General features: G+C 68.9%; 12 protein-coding genes. 5 read left to right on the plus strand and 7 right to left on the minus strand.

Annotation, left to right across the window (positions count from 1 at the left end; genetic code table 11):
• Positions 1-51: 51 nt before the first annotated feature.
• Positions 52-2835 carry a hypothetical protein gene (locus VN779_RS18600; protein ID WP_325725040.1) on the minus strand — a complete coding sequence of 928 codons (2784 nt, stop codon included), beginning with the start codon at positions 2833-2835 and terminating at the stop codon, positions 52-54.
• Between the two features lie 365 nt (positions 2836-3200).
• Here VN779_RS18600 and VN779_RS18605 point away from each other — a divergent pair, with 365 nt between their 5' ends.
• From VN779_RS18605 to VN779_RS18620, 4 genes are all read left to right on the plus strand, one after another.
• Complete coding sequence (locus VN779_RS18605) at positions 3201-4508, plus strand: ABC transporter substrate-binding protein (RefSeq protein ID WP_325725042.1); 1308 nt, start codon at positions 3201-3203, stop codon at positions 4506-4508.
• A 14-nt stretch (positions 4509-4522) separates the two neighbouring features.
• Positions 4523-5503, plus strand: coding sequence for a carbohydrate ABC transporter permease (locus tag VN779_RS18610; RefSeq protein WP_414639712.1), 981 nt, complete (start codon positions 4523-4525; stop codon positions 5501-5503).
• Positions 5500-6408 carry a carbohydrate ABC transporter permease gene (locus VN779_RS18615; protein WP_325725046.1) on the plus strand — a complete coding sequence of 303 codons (909 nt, stop codon included), beginning with the start codon at positions 5500-5502 and terminating at the stop codon, positions 6406-6408. Before VN779_RS18610 ends, VN779_RS18615 begins: the two co-directional genes overlap by 4 nt.
• 115 nt (positions 6409-6523) lie before the next feature.
• Positions 6524-7042 (plus strand): hypothetical protein, encoded by a 519-nt coding sequence (locus tag VN779_RS18620; protein WP_325725048.1) that lies wholly within the window; start codon positions 6524-6526, stop codon positions 7040-7042.
• Positions 7043-7046: 4 nt separating this feature from the next.
• Here VN779_RS18620 and VN779_RS18625 read toward each other — a convergent pair whose 3' ends face one another.
• Complete coding sequence (locus VN779_RS18625) at positions 7047-7214, minus strand: hypothetical protein (RefSeq protein WP_325725050.1); 168 nt, start codon at positions 7212-7214, stop codon at positions 7047-7049.
• Positions 7215-7388: 174 nt separating this feature from the next.
• Between VN779_RS18625 and VN779_RS18630 the strand changes: the two genes are divergently transcribed.
• Positions 7389-7757 (plus strand): iron chaperone, encoded by a 369-nt coding sequence (locus VN779_RS18630; RefSeq protein WP_325725052.1) that lies wholly within the window; start codon positions 7389-7391, stop codon positions 7755-7757.
• Between the two features lie 41 nt (positions 7758-7798).
• Here the strand turns inward: VN779_RS18630 and VN779_RS18635 are convergent, their stop codons facing one another.
• The 5 genes from VN779_RS18635 to VN779_RS26685 form a co-directional block, all read right to left on the minus strand.
• On the minus strand, positions 7799-8863 hold the full coding sequence (locus VN779_RS18635) for an EamA family transporter (RefSeq protein ID WP_325725054.1): 1065 nt from the start codon (positions 8861-8863) through the stop codon (positions 7799-7801).
• Positions 8864-8958: 95 nt separating this feature from the next.
• Positions 8959-11139: a DEAD/DEAH box helicase gene (locus tag VN779_RS18640; protein WP_325725056.1), complete on the minus strand. Its 2181-nt coding sequence runs from the start codon at positions 11137-11139 to the stop codon at positions 8959-8961.
• Entirely contained in the window at positions 11136-12476 is a 1341-nt protein-coding gene (brxD, locus tag VN779_RS18645) for a BREX system ATP-binding protein BrxD (protein ID WP_325725057.1), read from the minus strand. Before brxD ends, VN779_RS18640 begins: the two co-directional genes overlap by 4 nt.
• Before the next feature lie 197 nt (positions 12477-12673).
• Positions 12674-15778 (minus strand): BREX-2 system phosphatase PglZ, encoded by a 3105-nt coding sequence (gene pglZ / locus VN779_RS18650; protein ID WP_325725059.1) that lies wholly within the window; start codon positions 15776-15778, stop codon positions 12674-12676.
• Positions 15779-15783: 5 nt separating this feature from the next.
• Positions 15784-19700: PglY protein (locus tag VN779_RS26685; protein WP_414639711.1), on the minus strand; the 3917-nt coding region annotated here is incomplete at its 5' end.

The following is a 19700-nucleotide window of genomic DNA, read 5'->3' on the forward strand; positions in this document are numbered from 1 at the left end:
CTGCCACTGTCACTGCGTCACGGTGCCTGCCGCGTCACCGTGCCTGCCGCATCAGGGTGCTTCTTGCGGTGCGATGCCGAGCAGGGCGATGATCGCGAGCGTGCGCTGGGCGGCGTCGTTGGTGGCCACGGTGCCGTCCGCGACGGCGGCCGCGGGGATCTCACTGATCGGCTCGATGACCGCGTCGCCGGACACTGATACCGCTGCGGGCCAGGGCTTTCCGGCCGGGTCGGTGAGCAGTTGCTGCCAGCCGCGCTGGCGGATATCAGGTTCGTTCAGCTGTTCACCGGCCCAGGCGGTCATCCGCGAGTAGATGGTCTTGAACACGCCCGGGTTGAAGGAGAACCCGTAGTGCGCGATCTGCTCGGCGGCCGGGGCCTGCACGTAGCGGGCGAAGTCGAGGTAGGTCTGCCGGAACGCGGGCACGTCGACCAGGTCGAGTGTTTCCCACAGAATCTGCTCGCCGAGGAAGGCCATGGACAGGTTGTAGCCGCCGGTGAAGTCGCCCTTGTTGAAGTTGTACAGGTGCGCGCTGCGCGGGTCGAAGCCGACCGCGCCGCCGGCCTCCCCGGTGAACAGGCCGGCCGGGAAGGTGGCGATATCGGCCATGCCGGTGATGATCCGGTCGCGCCACTTGGTGTTCCCGGTGCGTTCCCACTCGGTGAGCCAGTTGCTCACCAGGGCGTACCAGTCCGGTCCGATGCGCACTCGCGCCGGGGCGAGAGTCTGTGGCGGCAGTACCTCGCGCAGCGGGTCGATCGAGACAAGGGTCTGATCGGCTTGCAGGCTCGTGCGGATCAGGTCGCCGAGCAGTTCGTCGGCGGTCAGGTAGTAGGAGAAGCGTTTGGTGTAGGACTCACCGACCCGCGCCTCTTTTGCGCCGTCGCCCCAGTGCGAGACGTTGTGCCGCGAGCCGAGCCCGGCGAACCGTCCGATGTGGTGCACGTCGACTTCGCTGACATGCTGGGTCATCGCGTGGGCCAAACGGAACGCGACGGGGTCCCCGGAGCGCAGGAAGGCGTACCAGAGCGCTGCGTCGCTGCCCAGCTCCGCGTTGTCCCACGCGTATCCGCCTACGTCGTAGCGCCAGACGTGCCGGTCGGCGTCATAGGTGTGCATCACATCGCCGTAGTGCCAGAAGCCATACCAGCTGCGCTGCTCTACCTCGGCGGCGTAGAAGGCGACGTCGTGGGCGATCGAGTCTTCCAGCTGGCTGCGCGCCGGAGTGCTGCGGTCGATCAGGCCCCAGCGGCCGAACACCTTCGCGTCGTGATACCACTGCGGGTCGGCCACCAGCTGTGGCGGCGCGGTCAGCGCCGGGGCCAGCGCGGCGATCTGGTCGCGCGAGGGGGTGGTGTCGAACGCCCACAGTCTCAGCTCAGTGGAGCGCGCCATGCCCTGCGGAGTACTGAAGCCGGCTTGTACGTCCTCGTAGGCCAGGTCCAGACCATGCGCGGTGGTGTCGTAGTGCCGCAGGTCCATCGCGCCGCCGTGGGGTGACCAGGACCAAGCCGTGACGGTCGCGTTGTCGCTCGCCGCGTCGCGCACGTCGAGCGAGCGGGGGAAGCGCTGCCAGAAGTCGCGCAGCCCGAAGCCGAGCCCACCGCTGATGCCGCCGACATAGCCGAACCCTGATGCCCGGTCGCCATGCCCTGCGTGCTTGAGCCAGCTGCCGGCCGCCGAGGTGCGCTTCCAGATCGCAAAGTGCTGCGCGGACTCCTGAAAGAGCGTGAAGTCGTTCCACAGCGCCAATTGCTGGTATTCGGAGGAGACGCTGGTGGCCCACTCGGAGACCGGCGGCGTGGCCGTCCCGGCTACCTGTGCGGCGCGCACCGCCGCCCCGGGGTCTCGTCGCAGCCCGGTCAGCACCCGCACCGGCTCGCCCCAGATTCCGCCGGCCGCGCCGCCGAAACGCAGGTGCCGGTTGTGCGCCTCGTCGCTCATCGGGACCTTCAGCTCCAGGCCGAGTCCGCGCACGAAGTCACGCGTCTCGTCGGCGTCCCACAAGAAGCTGTGCACCAGGCGGATGGAGTCATCCCCGGCGCTCAGATAGATCCGCAGGGTCCACGGCAGGATGCCCCGGGCGCCGCTGCCGGCGCCGTGTACCGGGCCGCGGTCGCGCAGGTAGTGCCCCGTCAGCTTGAGCACGGCCCGCACCGGCCCGGACTGCTCGACTTCGAGCTGCGTGACCACTCCGCTCCACGTGGTCTGCCGAGGTTCGTGGCCGTCTTCGGAGTCCGGGGCGTCCTGCAGCACCAGCACGAGGCGCCCACTGGTCGCGGTCGTGCGTCCGGCGCGCACGATCGACGGGATGATTTGCGCGCCGGCTCGCGCCACCCGCACCGTGATCACGCCGTTGGCCAATGTCACCCCCGCCGATGAGCGCGAGACCGACACCGCGCTGGCCGCAGCGGCCGGATGGCCGGGGGCGAGCGTGTACGTGCTCGAGGTCTCACCGGCGCCGACGGCGTGACCGCTCCATTTGACCGACCCGTCCGGCCAGAAAGCCAGCGGCCAGGACTGCACCGGCGCCGGGCCGCCGTCCGCCCGGGTCAGGGCGAACCGCGTGCCGCGCGCGACCGTACCCCGCGGCCACGGCACACCCCACGCGGTGCCCGGCCCCGGGGCGGGCGGGCCGTCCAGCCAATGCAGTGCCGCGCTCGGCGGCGGTCCCTGGGTCGTCGCAGTACCCGTATCGGCGATCGCGCCGGCGCCAGCACCAGTGCCGGAGGCGGTGCCACTCGCGGCGTTGGCGGCGGTGGGGGAGAGCGCGGCCGCGGCGGCGGCCGCACTGGCGGTCAAGAACGTCCTGCGCGGAAGTTCGGATGCAGACATGCTCCGTCTCTCTGAGAGTCGTGGGTGCAGCCGGGAACGCGCTATGGCGCGAGCGCGGCCCGGGCGGTGCGCGACGCATTCATGTACAGGTTCTGCACAGGTGTTGACGGGTGCTGAGACCGCGTTAAGATTCGGCCGCGGTGAATCGATTCAAGCGCCGGTTTGCGGGGATCGTCAATACCGCGCGGATTCGAGCAACTACGTAGTCGAATACTTGTCGAAAAGCTGTCGAACGGCCGTCGAACGACCCTCCTTGGCCCCGCCGGGAGCTTGTCCGAAACGCCATGCACGCTGCTGTGTGAGAGGTTTCAATGAAAGTTTCCCGACGCGCCCGCATCAAGCGTCTTGATATGGGAGGAATGACGATGCCCCGAGCCGCACGCTCGCGCGCCGTTCGCAGAACCGCCCTCTGCCTGGCCGCGGTCCTTGGGCTGACCGGTACGCTCGCCACGGCCTGCGGCTCCTCGTCCTCCGGGTCGGGCGGCCCAGTGTCGATCCGGTTCGTGTGGTGGGGCAACGCCGACCGGGCCAAGGCCACCAACGACGCCGTCGCGGCGTTCGAGAAAGCCAACCCGAGCATCACGGTGCACACCGAATACGCGAGCTACGACGCGTACTTCGAGAAGCTGGCCACCCAGGTCGCCGGCGGAGCCAGTCCGGACCTGATCCAGCTGGACCGCGCGACGCTGGGGGAGTACCAGCAAAAGGGCGTGCTGCTGCCGCTGGACTCCTACACCGGCAAGACGCTGCACACCTCGGGGCTCTCCCCGCTGCTGCTCGCCTCCGGCCGGATTTCCGGCAGCCAGTACGCCATCCCGGGCGGTCAGACCACGCAGATGCTCGTCTATGACAAGACCCTGTGGAGCCGCGCCGGAGTGACCCCGCCCGCGAACGGATGGACCTGGGCGCAGTTCGCCACGATGAGCGAGGCGGTCGGCAAGGCCACCGGCATCCCGGGCAGCACCGACTTCGGCTGGGCCATCGACTGGTTCGAGGTCTACCTCGCCGAGCACGGCAAGCACCTGTACACCTCCGACGGGAAGCTCGGCTTCACCGCGGACGACCTGGCCGCGTTCTGGAATCTGACCGCGACCATCTGCTCCGCTGACGGGCTGAGCAAGCCCACGGCCACCACCAAGATGGACGGCTCGACCGCGAACTCCGCGCTGGTGACCAAGCAGGCCGCCTCCGAGATCAACTACGACTCGAACCTGACCGGGTATCTCAGCTCTTACAACGGCGGCACCCTCGCCGAGGCGCCGCTGCCCAGCGATAACGCCACCGTGTCCGGTCTGGCCGCGATGCCGCCGGTCTCGTTCGCGGTCTCCAAGCGCTCCGCACACCCCGACGCCGCGATCAAACTGCTCGACTTCCTCACCAACGACCCCGGCGCCGGCGCGATCTTGGGCACCACCCGCGGCATGCCGCCCAACCTGTCCATCCGGGCCTCCGTGTGCGCGAACGCCACCTCGTCGACCAAGGCCGTGTGCAGCTATGAGGACTCTGTGAAGAGCATCGTCGGGCCCTCATTCGGCAACTGGCCCACCGGATCCGCCGCGATCAAGCGGGACTTCCAGCAGATCTATGACGACGTCATCTTCGGCAGAACGAGTGTGTCCGCGGCCGCCGCCCGCGTGGTCGGCGATGCCCAACAGACCCTCAGCCAGCCGTGACCAGTCCGGCGACGCTGCGGGCCGCCGGCGCGTCCGACAACGAGCCCGGTGCGGCGAATCCGAGCAGGGGGCGGCGCGCGGGCGGCCGCCGTCCCCGCTCCTCGCGCCGCCGAGGCGAGGGCCGCGCCGCCTGGCTGCTGCTGACGCCCTGGACCGCGGGCGCGCTGCTGCTCACCATCGGCCCGGCCGCGGTTTCGCTCTATCTCTCGTTCACCGACTACAACCTGTTCGACCCACCGCACTGGATCGGCCTGCGCAACTACACCGCGATGTTCACGCGCGACCCGCGCTACTGGGACGCGGTACGCGTGACCGCTCGCTACGTCGTGCTGGTCGTACCGATCAAGCTCGCGCTCGCACTCGCCGTCGCGCTGCTGCTGAACCGCAAGCGGCGCGGGCAGGGCTTCTATCGCTCGGCGTTCTACGCACCCTCGTTGCTGGGAGCCTCGGTCGCGGTCGCGCTGGTGTGGCGGGCGCTGTTCAGCACCGGCGGCACCGTGGACCATCTGCTCTCTGATATCGGCATCCACACCGGCGGCTGGATCGATCAGCCGCAGTACGCGCTCTACACTCTGGTGCTGCTCGGCGCCTGGCAGTTCGGTGCCCCGATGGTGATCTTCCTGGCCGGGCTCAAGCAGATCCCGGGCGACCTCTACGAGGCCGCCGCGATCGACGGCGCCGGACCGATACGCCGGTTCTGGTCCGTCACCGTGCCGATGCTCTCGCCGGTCCTGTTGTTCAACCTGGTGCTCGAAACCATCCACGCCTTCCAGGCGTTCACCGGCGCATTCATCGTCTCCAGCGGCCGTGGCGGCCCAGGTGACTCAACCCTCTTCTACACCCTGTACCTGTACCAGCGCGGATTCACCGATTTCCGGATGGGTTACGCCTCGGCCATGGCCTGGGTCCTGTTGCTCGCGTTGGGCGCGCTGACCCTGGTGTTGTTCGGCACTGCGCGGCGCTGGGTCTTCTACGCCGGACAGGAGCGCGCATGACCGCCGAACCTGCCGTCTCACAACGGCCCAGCCCACCGCGCCGTTCGACGCTGACCGGGACAGGGCCCGCCGCGCGCACCCGCAAATCCGTCCTCTGGCACGCTAGCGCCATCGCGGCGCTGCTGATCCTGCTGTACCCGGTCGGGTGGCTGATCAGCGCCTCGTTCAAACCCGCCGACGAGGTGCTGGCCAACCTCTCACTGCTGCCGCACCACGCCACCGCCGACGGCTACCGGCAGGTGTTCTCCGGTGTCGCGGGTTACAGCGTCTGGCATTACTTCGGCAACTCGCTGCTCGTCTCCGCAGGCGCGGTCGCAGGGAACGTACTCTCCTGCTCACTGGCCGCATATGCGTTCGCCCGCCTGCACTTCCGGGGACGCGGCCCCTTGTTCGGGTTCGTGATCGCGACCATCATGCTGCCGCAGCACGCGGTGCTCATCCCGCAGTACATCCTGTTCCAGAAGATGGGGCTGGTGAACACCTTCTGGCCGCTGATCCTGCCGAAGTTCCTCGCGGTGGACGCGTTCTTCGTATTCCTCATGGTCCAGTTCATCAGGACCCTTCCACGCGAGCTCGACGAGGCCGCAACGCTTGACGGCTGCGGCCCGCTGCGCGTCTTCCGGCACATCATCCTGCCGCTGCTGCGCCCGGCCCTGATCACGACCGCGATCCTGACCTTCATCTGGACCTGGAACGACTTTCTCAGCCAACTGGTATACCTGAACGACGCCTCGAAGTTCACCGTGCCGCTGGCGCTGCAGATCTTCATCGACCAGACCGGCCAGTCCGCCTACGGTCCGATGCTGGCGCTCTCCGTGCTCGCGCTCGTGCCGATCGGCCTGTTCTTCCTGGCATTCCAGCGCTTCCTGCTTGAGGGCGCGGCCGGCTCCGGACTCAAGGGGTGAAGATTTGACGCGCACGATGCCATCGCCGGGTGGTGCCCGCACGACCGGCCGGTCCTCGCCGGGCCCCGCTACGCGCGGGTTCGCCCTGCTTGCCGAGGTTCTTTTGATCGGCGCGATGACCACGTTCGCCGCCCTTGGCGTCGTCACCGCGTTCGGTGCGATCGCCGCAGGGTGCTCGGCGCTGCGCGATTTCCTGGAGCATGACACGCCGCCCGGCCCGCGCCGCTATCTCAGCTTGCTACGCGCCGCATCCCGCGGCGCCATCTCGCTGCTCGCGCTTCCCGCCGTGATCGTCGTGGTCATGGCGGACCTGCTCGCCTGGCATGCCGGAATGCCCGGCGGACGCGTCCTCGGCCCTGCGGCCCTGGTCATCGGCCTGGCTGCCGCCGTGGTCGGCCTGCGTGCCGCCGCGAGTTGGCGACCGGACCCCGATGGTGTTCACCGGCCCGCGCCATGGAGAGTCCTGCTGTCCGCAGCCGCCGCCGAGGCGGCCGCGGACTGGCGGGGCAGCCTCCTCCTCGCAGGCGCGCTCGCGGCTTGCGTGGCGCTCGCGTTCGAGATTCCCGCGCTCACGCTGGTCCTGCCCGGCCTGCTGACCCTCGCCGCAGTGGCCGTACCGCGCCGCGCAGGCTGACCGGTCATGAATGCTTCAGGAACCTCAGGTAGAAGGCGCCGAAGACCAGGACGATCCCGGCGTTCACGGCCAGCCGCTCCCAGAAATGGTGTCTAAAGAACAGGACATCGACGCCGACGATGACGGCCACCATCGCGAGCACGTAGAGCACCGTGACCGTATGTCTACCCATGTCGCCTTTGTACCACGTGCCGGGGAGAGCGGAGCCCGCGCCGCGCGCCTACTTCCGGGCGCGGCGTCGACTTGCCGCCAGAGCTCGAACCTTCCGAGCTGCCGAGCTCAGTATCCGCTACGGGCTTACTGCGTCGGCGATGCGGTTTCTCCTCGATGATGAGAGCCTGGCAACGTGGCTTCCACCGAAATCGACGCCTATCTCGCGCGTCTCGCGCAGCCCGAGCGGGACACGCTGAGCAAGCTGCGGGCGGACATCGCGGAGCTGCTGCCTGAGGCCGAGGAGTGCATCTCCTACGGAATGCCCGCGTTCAAAGTCCAGGGCAGGGTTGTCGCGGGATTCGCCGCCTTCAAGCGCCATCTGAGCTATCTGCCGCACAGCGGTTCGGTGCTACCGATCCTCGCGGACGATCTCGCCGATTACACGATGACCAAAGGTTCACTGCACTTCCCACTCGATCAGCCGCTTCCGCGCACGCTTGTACGCAAGCTGATCAGTACTCGGTTGCGGCAAGCCGGCATTGAGCGGGACCTGGCCACCTGAACAGATCCGGCCTCAGGCCACGAACCCGAACAGGCCTTAGTTCAAGGCGGCGTCAGGGCCGGCTCGAATCCCGTCGCGGCCACCTCCTCGTCGGGCGCCTGGACCGTGGTCGCGCGGTCCGATCCGCGTCCGGCGGCGATGCCGCGCTGGGCGAGATACGCGCCGAAGAGGACCACGACGCCGCCGGCTATCTGCACGGGGCTTAGCCGTTCGCCCAGCGCCACCCAGGCGATCACGGCGGCGCAGGTGGGCTCCACGTAGGCGAGGCCCGCGGCGACTGGCGCGGACAGGCGCTGCACAGCCGCGGTCCCGGCCAGGTAGGCGATCACGGTGCTGACGAGGATGAGCGAGGTAGCCAGCAGCCACCCCGGGGCGGCGGACCCGTGCCCCAGCGGCACCTCGCGGGTGAGTACGCCCCACGGAGCCGACCACGGGGCGGCCAGCGGCAGCAGCGCGATGGCCGCGACGAGCATTCCGCCGATGTTGAGGGCGAGCGGATCGACGCCGCCGGTAAGACGGTCGATCAGCAGAAAGAACGCGGCATTGCCGGTACCGGCCCCGAGCCCGGCCGCGATGCCCACCGCATCCAGGTGCACGCCGGACCAGATCTGCACCACGCAGGCCAGGCCCGCCATCGCCACCGCGACCCCGGCGAGCGAGACGCGCGCCACCGGATGACGGCGCACCAGGCGCACCCACCCGACGACGAGCACCGGCCCGGTGAACTCCAGGAGTATCGCCACACCGACCGGCAGGCGGCTGGCGGCCACGAAGTAGAGCGCCTGGCAGCTGGCGACGGCGACCAACCCGTACACGGTCACCAGACCTCTGTTGCGCCGCAGCATCCCGATCAGGCCGCGGCGGCGCACCACCACGCCACACGCGACCAGGACGAGCACGGCGCCGACGGTGCGCAGCCAGACCGCCTGCAGCGGGCTGAACCCCGCGTCGATCAACGCTTTGGCGAAGGGCCCCGACGCTCCGAACGAGACCGATGACGTCACGCCGAGCAGCACGCCGACGCTCGTCTTGGTCAGTGCGGCCCCGTGCAGCGTCGTTCCGGCCGACGTCGTCGTACTCGCCGTGTCACCGCTCGTCCTGTTCACGATAGAGATGGTAATAGCCCCTCCGGACAACGGCCCCTGACCGCTGTCAGAGCTGAGGGGAGGTATGGATCAGTCCGACGTGCTGTGCACAGGCCTCATTCTGACTTGCTTCTGATCAGGTGATATGTACGCTCCTGTAGGACGCGTGCGGCCGATTCGACGTCTGCGAGCCGTGCGGAGGCGACCTCATGCGCGGTGGCTTTGGGAAGGGCTGCCGAGAACTTCAGGCCTTCCACTGCCCGAGGATCTGCGGCTGGGCGCTTGAGACCTGCCGCGATTGCCGCGGCCCTCGCGGCGTTCCACTCGGACGCAGCGATATCGGGGCGCAACCGGATCCGCAGATCGGTTGGTCGGGCGCGGTGGTCGATCACGCTGGAGACGGCGCTGAACGATGCCGCGAGTGTGAGGTTGGCTCGGTAGCCCGCCCAGGTCCACCACCAAACCTCGGTGCCATCGCGGGTAATGACGTTGCCATCGGTTGGCGCTACGTCGGCCAGGGGTTCGCGCAGCGTCGCGAGCGCCGAGGTAGCGCGCCGGGTCAGCCGGACCGGTGGAGTATCACCGGCGGCCGCGTCACGCATTGCGCGCACGAGAGCGAAGGAGAGCCCTGCGCTACCTGTCGAGTTCCATTTGGCCCGCCCGCCGCCGTCGACCGGTTCGACGTAGCAGCGCCGCCGCGCCCAGTCGATATGCGTGACCTGCCAGCTTCGGCCCGCCAGCAGGAGGCGGCGCGGCTGATCGGTCTGTTCGGTGAGCAACGCGGGCTCGGCGCTGCCGATCTCGCTGCGTCCCGCGAACACGGTGAACTGCGGGGCCGCGGTGAACGACGCCGTCAGCTCCATGAAATGCCTGCGCCCGAAGTGTTTCTCGGCCTGCGGCCCGATGAACAGCATGCCGCCGTCCTCGTCGACGAAGCCGCGTTCGCGCAGGTATCGCACGATCGGTTCGGCGCTGTGGTCGAACGGGGGCAGTCCATTCCACGCCTCGGGCCATAGCTGATCGCCGACTTTGCCGTCCTGGAGGCACAGCGCCAGCAGTTGCTGCGCGACGAGATGAGTCGGCGTCAGCGGCGCGGTCACCGGTTCGACCCAGCCGCTGCCCCACAGCAACAGCAGGCCGCTCGCGCGCAGGAGCGCGCCTTCGTCAGTGGTCAGGAACAGGCAGTTGCGGGTCGTGTCCGGGCGTCGTCCGGTTCGCCCGAGGCGTTGGAGGAAGGAAGCCACGGTCGTAGGCGAGTCGATCTGGATGACCCGATCCAGGTCGCCGACGTCGATGCCGAGTTCGAGCGTCGAGGTGGCGACGATGACGCAGTCGCGCGCTTCGGCGAAGGCGAGTTCGCTGCGTCGTCGTTCCTCTGCTGACAGCGAGGCGTGCGAGAGGAACGCGGTGACGCCGCGTGCGCGCAGGGCCTCGCCGAGCTGTTCGACCTGGCGGCGCGAGTCACAGAACACGAGCCGCTTGTCGCCCTTGTGCAGCGCTGCGATGACTGTCGCGGCGTTCTCCAGCGACCCGACGTAGTCGAGTTCGATGTCGCCGGCCGGTGGCGGAAGCGGTGCGGCTGCTGCTGGGTCCGCCCTGGCGGCGGAGGCTGCTTCGGGCTTGGCGAGGTCCGGGGCGATGACGTGACCGGGACGCTTCCCGGCGCCCGAACCTTGCAGCCATGTCAGCAGTTCGGCGGGATTGCCGACGGTCGCGGACAGTCCGATGCGCTGGATCGGGCGCGCGGTGACCTGGCTGAGTCGTTCGAGCAGCGCCAGCAGGTGCCAGCCCCGGTCGTCCCCGGCAAAGGCGTGCACCTCGTCCACGACGACGGCACGTACTGCGCCGAGCAGCGACCGATGGTCGATGTTCGCTGAGACGAGTATCGCCTCGAGCGATTCGGGCGTGGTCAGCAGTACGTCCGGCGGCTCGCGCAGAGCGGCCCGGCGCGGCCCTGCGCCTACGTCTCCGTGCCAGAGTGCGACGGTACGTCCAAGCCAACCGGTGTAGCCGGTCAGGCGCGGTTCGAGATTGTTCAGCAGAGCCTTGATAGGACACAGGTATAAGACGCTTACGCCGCGCCAGCGTCCGTTGTCCATCGCGGTCAGCAGCGGGAACATCGCCGCTTCGGTCTTGCCGCCCGCGGTGGGCGCGACCAATACGGCGTCCTCGCCCGCGAGCAGAGGACCGATCGCGGCAGCCTGCAACGGCCGCAGCGACCGCCATCCCAGAGTGTTGACGATGTGGTGGGTGAGCGCGGGTTGCAGGGAAGCGAACGCATCGGCCTCGCCGCTCACGGCAGGTCCAATTCCACATCGTCGGCACCGGCCGCGGCATTGCGTTCGACGTCGGTGAGCTCGGCGGCGTCGAGAGTGAGCCGATAGTGGATTCGCGGATCGAACTCGGCATGTTCGTCCACGCGGTCGAGCACGTCACCGACGAGCTTGCGTAGGAAGACACGCGGCGCGACTCCCACTCGACCGCCGAGGCCGCCGGTGACGGCTGCTGCGAGCAGGTCGATGTATGAGTCGTCGACGCACTTGGCGATGCGCTGCGGGCTGCGGGCCTGCGCGCTGTACAGGTCGCGCACGCGGCGGCCGAGTTCGCCGAGCCGGGCGAGATCGAATCCGGCGAGGCGCAGTTGCACGGCGCGCGGGGAGTCGAAGCGCGGGTCAGTGGTGAAGTCGGTGGCCAGGCGCTGTGCGAGCGGCGGCAGCCGCTGGACTCCTTGCTGCCCGTCGTAGAAGGCGGGAGTGCCGGTGATCACGAGGAACAGGCCCGGGAAACGGCCGCTGTCGATCTCGTCGATGAGTTGCCGCAGTGCGTTGAGACCCTTTTCGCGCACATCGCCGCGCACGCGCTGCAGGGTCTCGATTTCGTCGAGCACGATCAGCAGACCGGGGTGCCCGCAGTCTTGCAGGACGGTCAGCAGTCCGCGCAGGAATCCGAGCGCGGCGGTGTGGTCGAGGTCTCCGCGCACGCCCGCGGCGCGTTTGGCGGCCGCCGCGACAGAGGGTTGGCCGCCGACCCACGCGACGAGCGCTTCCGCTGCGGCGTGATCGCCGGTGGCGCGCGCGTTGCGGTATCCCCGCAGGGCCGCGGCGAACGCCGGCGCGACCAGCGATACTTCCGCGAGGCGTTGCTCCATCAGTGTGTCGACGGCGGCGGACAATGCCGCGGGATCGGCTCCGACTGCGGGATTGTCGGCGGCGTCTTCCTCCAGCGTGTAGAGCCAGGCGTCGATCAGCGGCCTAAGTGCGCTGGGGTGGTGGGTCGCGGTGGACAGGTGCTCAGTCAGCCGGCGATAGACGGTTTCCAGGCGGTGCAGCGGGGTTTCGGTCTCGGAGATCTGGATCTCGGCGGTGGCCAGGCCGGCTCGTTTGGCGCGCTCGGCGAGCCAGCGGGCGAAGAAGGTCTTTCCGCTGCCGTACTCGCCGCGGACCGCGCGGAACTGCGCGCCGCCGCGGGCGACGGTGGCCAGCTCATCGTCGAGGGCGGCGGTGAAGCGGTCGAGACCTACGGCGAAGAGGTCGAGTCCGGCTTGCGGGACCGTGCCGCGCCGCAGGGCGTCGATGACCTGTCGCCGCCGCGCGGGGCTGATCGGTGCGCTCGCGTCGCCGTTCGCCGCCGCCACGGTTCCTCCTATCGTGTCGTCTGCTGCGCTGACCGCGGTTGGCGGCCTAGTGGGCCGTCGCGATCAGCGCCGTTGTGTCAGTGCCGTCGTGATCAGTGCCGTTGTGTCAGTGCCGTCGTGATCAGTATTGCGTGCCGGACCGGCAGTGACCGTGCGGCGCCGCGATCCTGCACGTCCATCGCCGCGGTCGGACATGGTCAGCCGACGCCGAACTGATCGCTCAGCAGCCGCACGTTCAGGCTGATCGTTCGTCCGGCGTCGATCCGGCCGATCACCGGGTACTGGTCTACGTTGAGCAGTCGTTCAAGGTTGGCGACGAACCCGTCGAAGGCGGCTGCGCTGCGGCCGACGGTTTCGGCGAGCACGGCGGCCGGAAGCGTTCCGTCCGCGGCGTGCAGCGCGTCGATGGCCTTGGCGACCTCGTCGTCTTTCATCTTGCGTACGAAGCGTTTCTGCTCGGTGTATGTCTGGGTCGCGACGATCGCCGCGCCGAGGGTGAGTGACGTTGCGGCTGCGCTTGTGCTCGACGGCTCAGGCGCTGGCGCTGGCTCAGTCGCTGATTCTGGCGTTGAGGGGCGCGCTTCGGCCTGCGCGTGTTGCCCTGCTGCGGCCTCGGCGGCTGTGATCGGGAAGAGCGCATCTTCCTGCGGTGGCTTCGCCGTGGCTCGGCGCGGAGGGGCAGGCGCAGGACGTTGCGGCTCGGTTGCCTGCGCTGGGTGCGCTTCGGGGGAGAGCGGCATATCTGCCCGGCCGGGTGTCCCAGGTACTGCGACGCCGCGCTCGTCGGCGCCGCTGTCTGCCTGCGCAGCGGAGGTGTTGTGCCACCAAGCCGGGATTGTCTGCCGGGGGGTCAGGGCGATCCAGCCGTCCGGAACTGGTACATCGTTCGGTAGGAAGACGAGCGCGGGCACGGTCATCTCGGCGAGGGTCGCACCGCCGTGGTAGCCGGCGCGCCGCGCCGTGTAGCGCAGGTCTTCGACGCAGGCTGCGATCAGTCGGCCGCCGCAGTCCAGGACCCGCGGTCCGGCGAGCTCGACTTCGCCGGGCCGTACCGGTTCGCCGTCGGCGGAGCGGTAACGCGGGTTCTTGACGCTGCTGCTGGTCTTCGTCGGGGTGGCGTCGAGGCTGGATCGATCGAGCACGTGCCCGTGGTCTGAGACGAGCAGCACCGGCCGGCCGTAGCTGCTAGCGAAGTCGAGCAGGCCGCGCAGATGGGCGACATGCTGGAGATCCCAGCTGGTCGCGTCACCGCGTGCGCCCTTGTCAAGTGCATCGTCCACATCGTTGAGCACGACGCCGACGACTCCTTCCACCGAGAGCGCGGCGGCCAGGGCGGGGTTCATGCGCCCGCCGGCCTGGTCGTCGGTGATCTCACGCTTGTGGAAGAGCTTGGCGGGGCCGTAGCCCTGGCGTTGCCAGAACTGCGCGAAACCCGCCTTCTCCTCCTGCTGGCCGCCCGCGCCAAGAACCCCGGTGAGGAGGGACGCACGGCTGTACTGCGTCACGGAGGGGATCACCGCGACCGCGCAGAGCCGTGTCGCAGCCGTTTGCGGTAATGGAATCTCAGGGTGCTGTGCTGAAGCGATGTGTTCCGGTGCGGTGGCTTGCAGAGCGGCCGCGGTGATCTCGGTCCAGACGTTGCGTTCGGTGAGCGCCGCGCCGAGTTGAGTGGCGACAGCCCCGGACATGCCGTCGATGACGAGCACGAGCGGCGAAAGCCCGGTGGCCTTGGCGAGCGGCAGAGCGATCCTCGGCAGCACGTCTTCGATGAGCAGTGCGCCGCCGCTGTTCCGGCTCGTCGCGCTGGTGGTCCAGTGCTGGAGAGCGGCCGCGAAGTGTACGTCCTCGCCGCTGCGGCGCGCGTAGGCGAGTTGGTATACGCGTTGATACCCGGCGGCGATGCGCTCGGCTGAGCCGCGGTCGTTTTCGACGGTTGGGTCGCCGTGGTAGAGCGTCGTAAGGGCTCTGTCGATCCAGGCGAGGGTAGTGGCGTGACGGCGCAGCGCTCCGGACACGGTTGCCAGCGCGCCAGAAGGTGCGGGCTCGGCATGCAGCCAACCCACCAAACGCAATGCCATCTCGGCTGGCGCGATCCGGTCCGCGTACAGGACGGCGAGGTGGTGCGCGGCGAGCGAGTTGAACGCTTGCTGTATCGCGGCGAGCGCCGCGTCATCGCGCGGATCAGCGCGCTGGAGCGTTTCGCCGAGCGCGACGAGCCGGGCGGTGAAACCCGCGGGCAGCAACGCACTGCCCAGAAGCGCCTTGGCGAGCTGCGGGTAGCTGGCGGCAATGCTCTCCGCGCGCCGAACGACGCCGAGGACGCGATCGCGGTGCGCCTGGGCGCGTTCCCCGCTGCCGGTCGCGGCCTGAATCCAGCGCAGGACGGCGCCTTCCGTGGCGGCGGCGTATCCGCGCAGCACCTCCAGGCTCGGTGCGCCGGCCCCGAAGAGGCCGCCGATGACGAGCAGCGCGTCGCCACCGGCGTTCGGGTCGCTAAGCGCGGTGCACAGCAGCCCAAGTGGGACGGCGTCTGCGGCCTTACCGGTCGCGGCGAGGCGCAGCACGATCGGGGCCACCGGCCCGCTGGCGTCGGCGAGCCAAGCGGACATACCGTCGCGCTCGTCTTGCGGGAGGGCGGCGTACTGGGCCGGATGATGCGTGAGAGACCACTCGAGCAACGCGCCGGGATCAGGCGCGCCGCCGTCGTGGTCACCGGTGCCGAGGCTTATGCGCGTATCGAGGAGCGCGGCGACCGCGGTGTCCCGGGTGAGCATGGCGGTCGCGGGTTTCCAGCCGGCGGCGGACCATCCGCCGGTGGGTTCGGCGGCCAGCAGTGCGTTGAGTAACCACTGCTCCTGGGCGAGGCGCCAGTCGAGTTCCCGCACGCCGAACTGTTCCTTGACCAGTTCCGCGGTGTCGACGGTGATGGTCCGGTTACGGGCGGCATAGGCGCGCAGCCCGATGCCGATCACGTCATCGGGTACTGATGTCGTGACGACGAGGACATGCGGCATCCCCGTGGTCGCTGCTGCGGACTCGACCTGGAACTGCTGCCATGCGTCGGCGATCGCGAGTACGGTCGCGCAGTCGGCCACGATCACCTGGTAGCGCTTGCCGTCGGCGGTCACGGGGAATCGCGCGCCGCGGTCAGTGTCCGGCGTGTAGCCGGCGTGGACGAGGATGAGCCGGGGCGGGTTGGCCTTGTGGGCTTTGCGCTCCAGTTCGCGCCGCACGAGCGAGGCGAGAATGCCCTGGGTCACGCGCGGCGGCGCGGTCTCGGGGGCGGCGATGGCGGCGGACATGGGTATCAGACCCCGGACTCGTCGCCGGCCGCCGGATCACCCTCGACGCGCCAGCTGAGCACGATATCCGTCCCGGGATTGCGGTCCGCGAACGCACGCACCTCGGCCAGGAGTGCGCCGATCTCGTTTTCCAGTGCGCTGGGCTGCCCGGCGCGCACGCGCCGCGAGCCGCGCCGTGGTGAGGGCGTATCGGTCCTGGACAGCCCGGGCTGACCGTGCTGCGTAATGCTGACTTCATCTGCCGCGGTCGGACCGGGTGTGGGTGGCGGTTCCACGACGGGCGACGCCACAGGCGGCGCGGCCGTTTCGAGCGTCTTCTTGGCCTGCTCGATGGCCACCGCCGCCCGCCGTTGCGATTCGGCGAGCAGCGTCACGCCGCGGGTACCCACCTCGCGCAAGGCGCCGACCAGCGACCGGGTGAACTCGTCGCTGTTGGCCGCGTCGGTGAGCCGCCGCGCGAGCGAGTGCGCTTGTTCGCCGAGGTCGTCGGCGCGCCGCGCCATTTCGTGTACTGACTCCACGATCGCCCACTGCGTCCGGTCGAGCGCCTCGCGTACCTCGGCGGCCGAGCTGATCGTCTTGGACAGGACCTGATCGCTGATCGGATAGTCGAGCGCGGCCAGTTGCCGCACGAGCGGCGTATCAGCGTCATGCCGCACGATCTTCGCGATCAGGTCGGCTGCGGCGTCGACGGCGACGAGGCGCGGTGCGTCCGCGGTCAGGCCGAGCGCCTTGAAGTGCGAGGAGGCGCGCAGCGAGTCACGCAGCGTATTGACTTCCGCCTCGGCGCGCTTGGCCTTCTCGCGCACGTCGCGAGCGAGCAGCGTGGTGTTGCGATTGTTGCGGGTCGGCGCCACGCGCGTGCCGAAGAGAATGGCGGCTTTGCTCAGCGCGGCGGCGAATTCCTGCTCGTCGGGCAGGGCTTGAGTGCGCAGCGCGTATCCGAGTTCGATGCGTTCGAGCTGGGGCGCCTCGGCGACCGGGGTCTGGCGGAACAGCCAGGTCTTGTCGGAGATGAGCGCGTACGCGGCGATGATGAGGTTGCGGGCCATCGGGTCGAGGCCGGTGTATCCGAGCTCTTCGATCCAGCGTCTGATGTCCTCGATCTTCAGGTCGGCGCTGGGGTCCAGTCCCGCTTTCGCGGCCTGCTGGTCGATGCGGCGGCGCCATTCGGTGGAGACCGTCAGCGGTCCGTCGTGCACCTCGCCGAGTTCGAGGCCGTGCACGATCTTCTTGGCGAGCGCAATGCGTGCGCTTTCGACGATGGTGCGGCCGGAGCCGTCTTCCATGGCCTGCGCGATGAGGGCCTGCACGGACTTGTAGTCGCGAAGGGTGACCAGTTCACCCTTGCCGGCTGGGTCGACGTTCAGGTGCTTCGGATAGCGCTTGGCGTATAGGCCGTCGGCAAGGTGCAGCATCGCCGCTTCGAAGCCGAGCGAGGAGCGCAGGGCGGGCCGGTAATCGGGCCATAGCGATAGGACGTGTTCGCCATCGGAGAGCGTGGCACCGAGGTTCGCCTCGTCGCCGCGATTGATGCCGTATGCCTGCTGCAGGACTGCGGTCAGCTGCGAGGTGAGGTTCTCGGCGTTGGCGGTGAGCTGCTGCTTGATGCGCATCCGGTCTTCGCTGGACAGGTGCGCGGCGACCTCGGTGAGCCGGTCGTTCTTGAGTAGCGCCTCGATGCGCAGCAGCCGGCCGAGTTGGTTGGTGCGGTTGGTGGACAGGAAGTCCGGCAGCCACACGAGGGTCGGGGCCTTGAAGCCTTCGCGGCGGAGTTGTTCGACGCGGCCCACATCGTCGTTCGGCGATGCGTTGTAACTGTCAAAGGGATAGTCGATGACGAACTTGATGTTGGCCTCGACCGCCGGTTCGAACTGCCCGTTGGCGATGGATTCCGAGTCACGGACATTCGCGAATACGAACTCGACGGTTCGCTTCGTGCCCTGCCACACGATGGTGCGCTCGTCGGTGGTGGTCGCGTCGCCGCTTATGCCGAGCGCGGTCCACACGACGCGCTTGACCCACACCCGGCGCGAACCAAGAGTGTCGCTGTCGTCGACGCGGTCGAGCAGCGGTTCGACGTCGAGGTCTGAGACGTGGACGCTGAAGACCGGATTCGCCTGCTCGCCGTCGGAGCGGATCTCGCCGAATCCGGCGGTCAGTTCGCGCAGCCGCTCGACGGCGGTGGCCCCGGCGGTGGCGACGCGGGAGCGCAGCGCGCCGTAGTTCAGCGCGGCGAGCTTTGGGCCGGTAAGGCGACTGAGCGCGGGCACATCGGGGGCGAGCGCGGATAGCAGCAGGGTCTTGACGAGCAGGTCGTCTTGGCCGAATCGCGGGTCGGCGTCGGACTGATAGCGCTCGATGAGGTTCGCGCGCACGCGGCCGTAGAGCCGGGCGGCGTTCTCGGCCTCGGCCTTCAGCCTGTCTGTGAAGGCGGCGCCGGTGCGTTCGGTGAGCACGTCCCAGAGCGCGCCGAGTGGGATGGGCTTTCCGATCTCGGTGTCGGCGTTGCGGCGAAGCAGTTCGTGCACGAGTTTCAGACCGGTGCGTTCGCGTTGCAGCGCGCCGGAGAGCGCGACCAGGACGTTGAGCAGCGCCGGGCTGAGCGGGTAGACGCTGCGGAAGTCGGCCCAGTCGGCGTGCGTCGCGCCGTGCGCGTCGAGAAGGGTGTCGCGGTCGGCCGCGTTGGCGGATTCGACGGCTTCGAAGGCTGCGTCGAGGGAGGCGTCCGCGCCGGGCCGACGCTTGAGAACACGTTCCTTGATAATCGCCGGGAGGTTGCGGTCTTCGAGGTTGATGACGTCGAACCGCTCGGCGAGATAGTTGACTTGCTGTTCGAGGTTCTTCACGTCCGCGCCGACGATGTCTTCGCCGATGAGCATGGACAGGTCGCGCTGCCGGGAGATGAACGACACGATTGGCACCGGCCGGTCTGCGTCCCCTGATTCGATGAGCTTGACCAGTTCGGAGACCTGCGTGTTGACGAAGACCTTGTCGGCCAAGTGCGCTTGCAGCCAGAGAATCAGCTCGTCGAGGAAGAGGACGATGCCGTCGTAGCCGAGGCCCTTGGCGTGGTGGGAGATCGCCGACAGGCCGGTTTCGAGCGGTACGAAGGCATCGGCGGCGCCGCGCATCCCGGCGGCGTACGCGCTGAGCGGTCCGTCGAGGAGGGCCTGCACGAGCCGGGTGCGCCGAGGGTCGCGCGGCGGCGCGGCGAACGCGTCGTCGAGTACTGACGTGGTCCATGCTCCGGCGGTCGAGCCTGCGAGCGGAGCGAGGTCGTCGAGGTCTTCCGTCGCGTGAGCGTGTGACTGCGCGTGTGCGTGTGCGTGAGCTTGTGCGTGTGCCTGCGTGTATGCCTGGCCCTGCCCCTGAGCTTGCCCCGGTGCTGAGTGTGAGTCTGAGGCCGCGCTGTACTGCGAGCCGGTCCCGCCTGTGACCTGCTGATGCTGACGGCTCGAGGCGAGCCACGAGGCGAATTTCGCGTCGTCGCTGAGGAATTCGCGTTGCCGCTTCGCGTCGGCGAGCAGCGACTCGGCGCGGTAGACGGCGGGGGTGGGCGCCTCAGGATGCAGATTGGCCACGGTGCTGACGTAGCCGCCGAGGAGAGCAGAGGTGATGTCCGTCGCGCCGACGAGGTGGTACGGAACCATCAGGAACCTGCGACCGCGCAGCCACGCGTCGTGATCCGCGATGACCGCTTGCAGACCGGGCTTGGCGCGAGCAGCCGGGTCGTTGTTGAGGATCGCGTGCAGAACGGTCAGGAAGTGCGACTTACCGGCACCGAACGAGCCGTGAAGGTACGCGGCGTGTGAGGAATTCTTCGACACGCCGGTCTTGACGAGGGAGAGGGCGGAGGCGAAAGCGCCGCGGAGTTGATCCGTTACGACGTACTCGTCGACCATGCGTTGGGTCTCGGTGA

It is taken from the genome of Actinocrinis sp., from assembly GCF_035605935.1.
Classification (GTDB): Bacteria; Actinomycetota; Actinomycetes; order Streptomycetales; family Catenulisporaceae; genus Actinocrinis.

What these genes read in the sequence shown, in the direction of transcription:
- VN779_RS18605 (WP_325725042.1), top strand. Translation starts at nt 3,201, where the DNA reads ATGCCCCGAGCCGCACGCTCGCGCGCCGTTCGCAGAACCGCCCTCTGC.
- VN779_RS18625 (WP_325725050.1), bottom strand. Translation starts at nt 7,214, where the DNA reads ATGGGTAGACATACGGTCACGGTGCTCTACGTGCTCGCGATGGTGGCC.
- VN779_RS18600 (WP_325725040.1), bottom strand. Translation starts at nt 2,835, where the DNA reads ATGTCTGCATCCGAACTTCCGCGCAGGACGTTCTTGACCGCCAGTGCG.
- VN779_RS18615 (WP_325725046.1), top strand. Translation starts at nt 5,500, where the DNA reads ATGACCGCCGAACCTGCCGTCTCACAACGGCCCAGCCCACCGCGCCGT.
- VN779_RS18620 (WP_325725048.1), top strand. Translation starts at nt 6,524, where the DNA reads ATGACCACGTTCGCCGCCCTTGGCGTCGTCACCGCGTTCGGTGCGATC.
- pglZ (WP_325725059.1), bottom strand. Translation starts at nt 15,778, where the DNA reads ATGTCCGCCGCCATCGCCGCCCCCGAGACCGCGCCGCCGCGCGTGACC.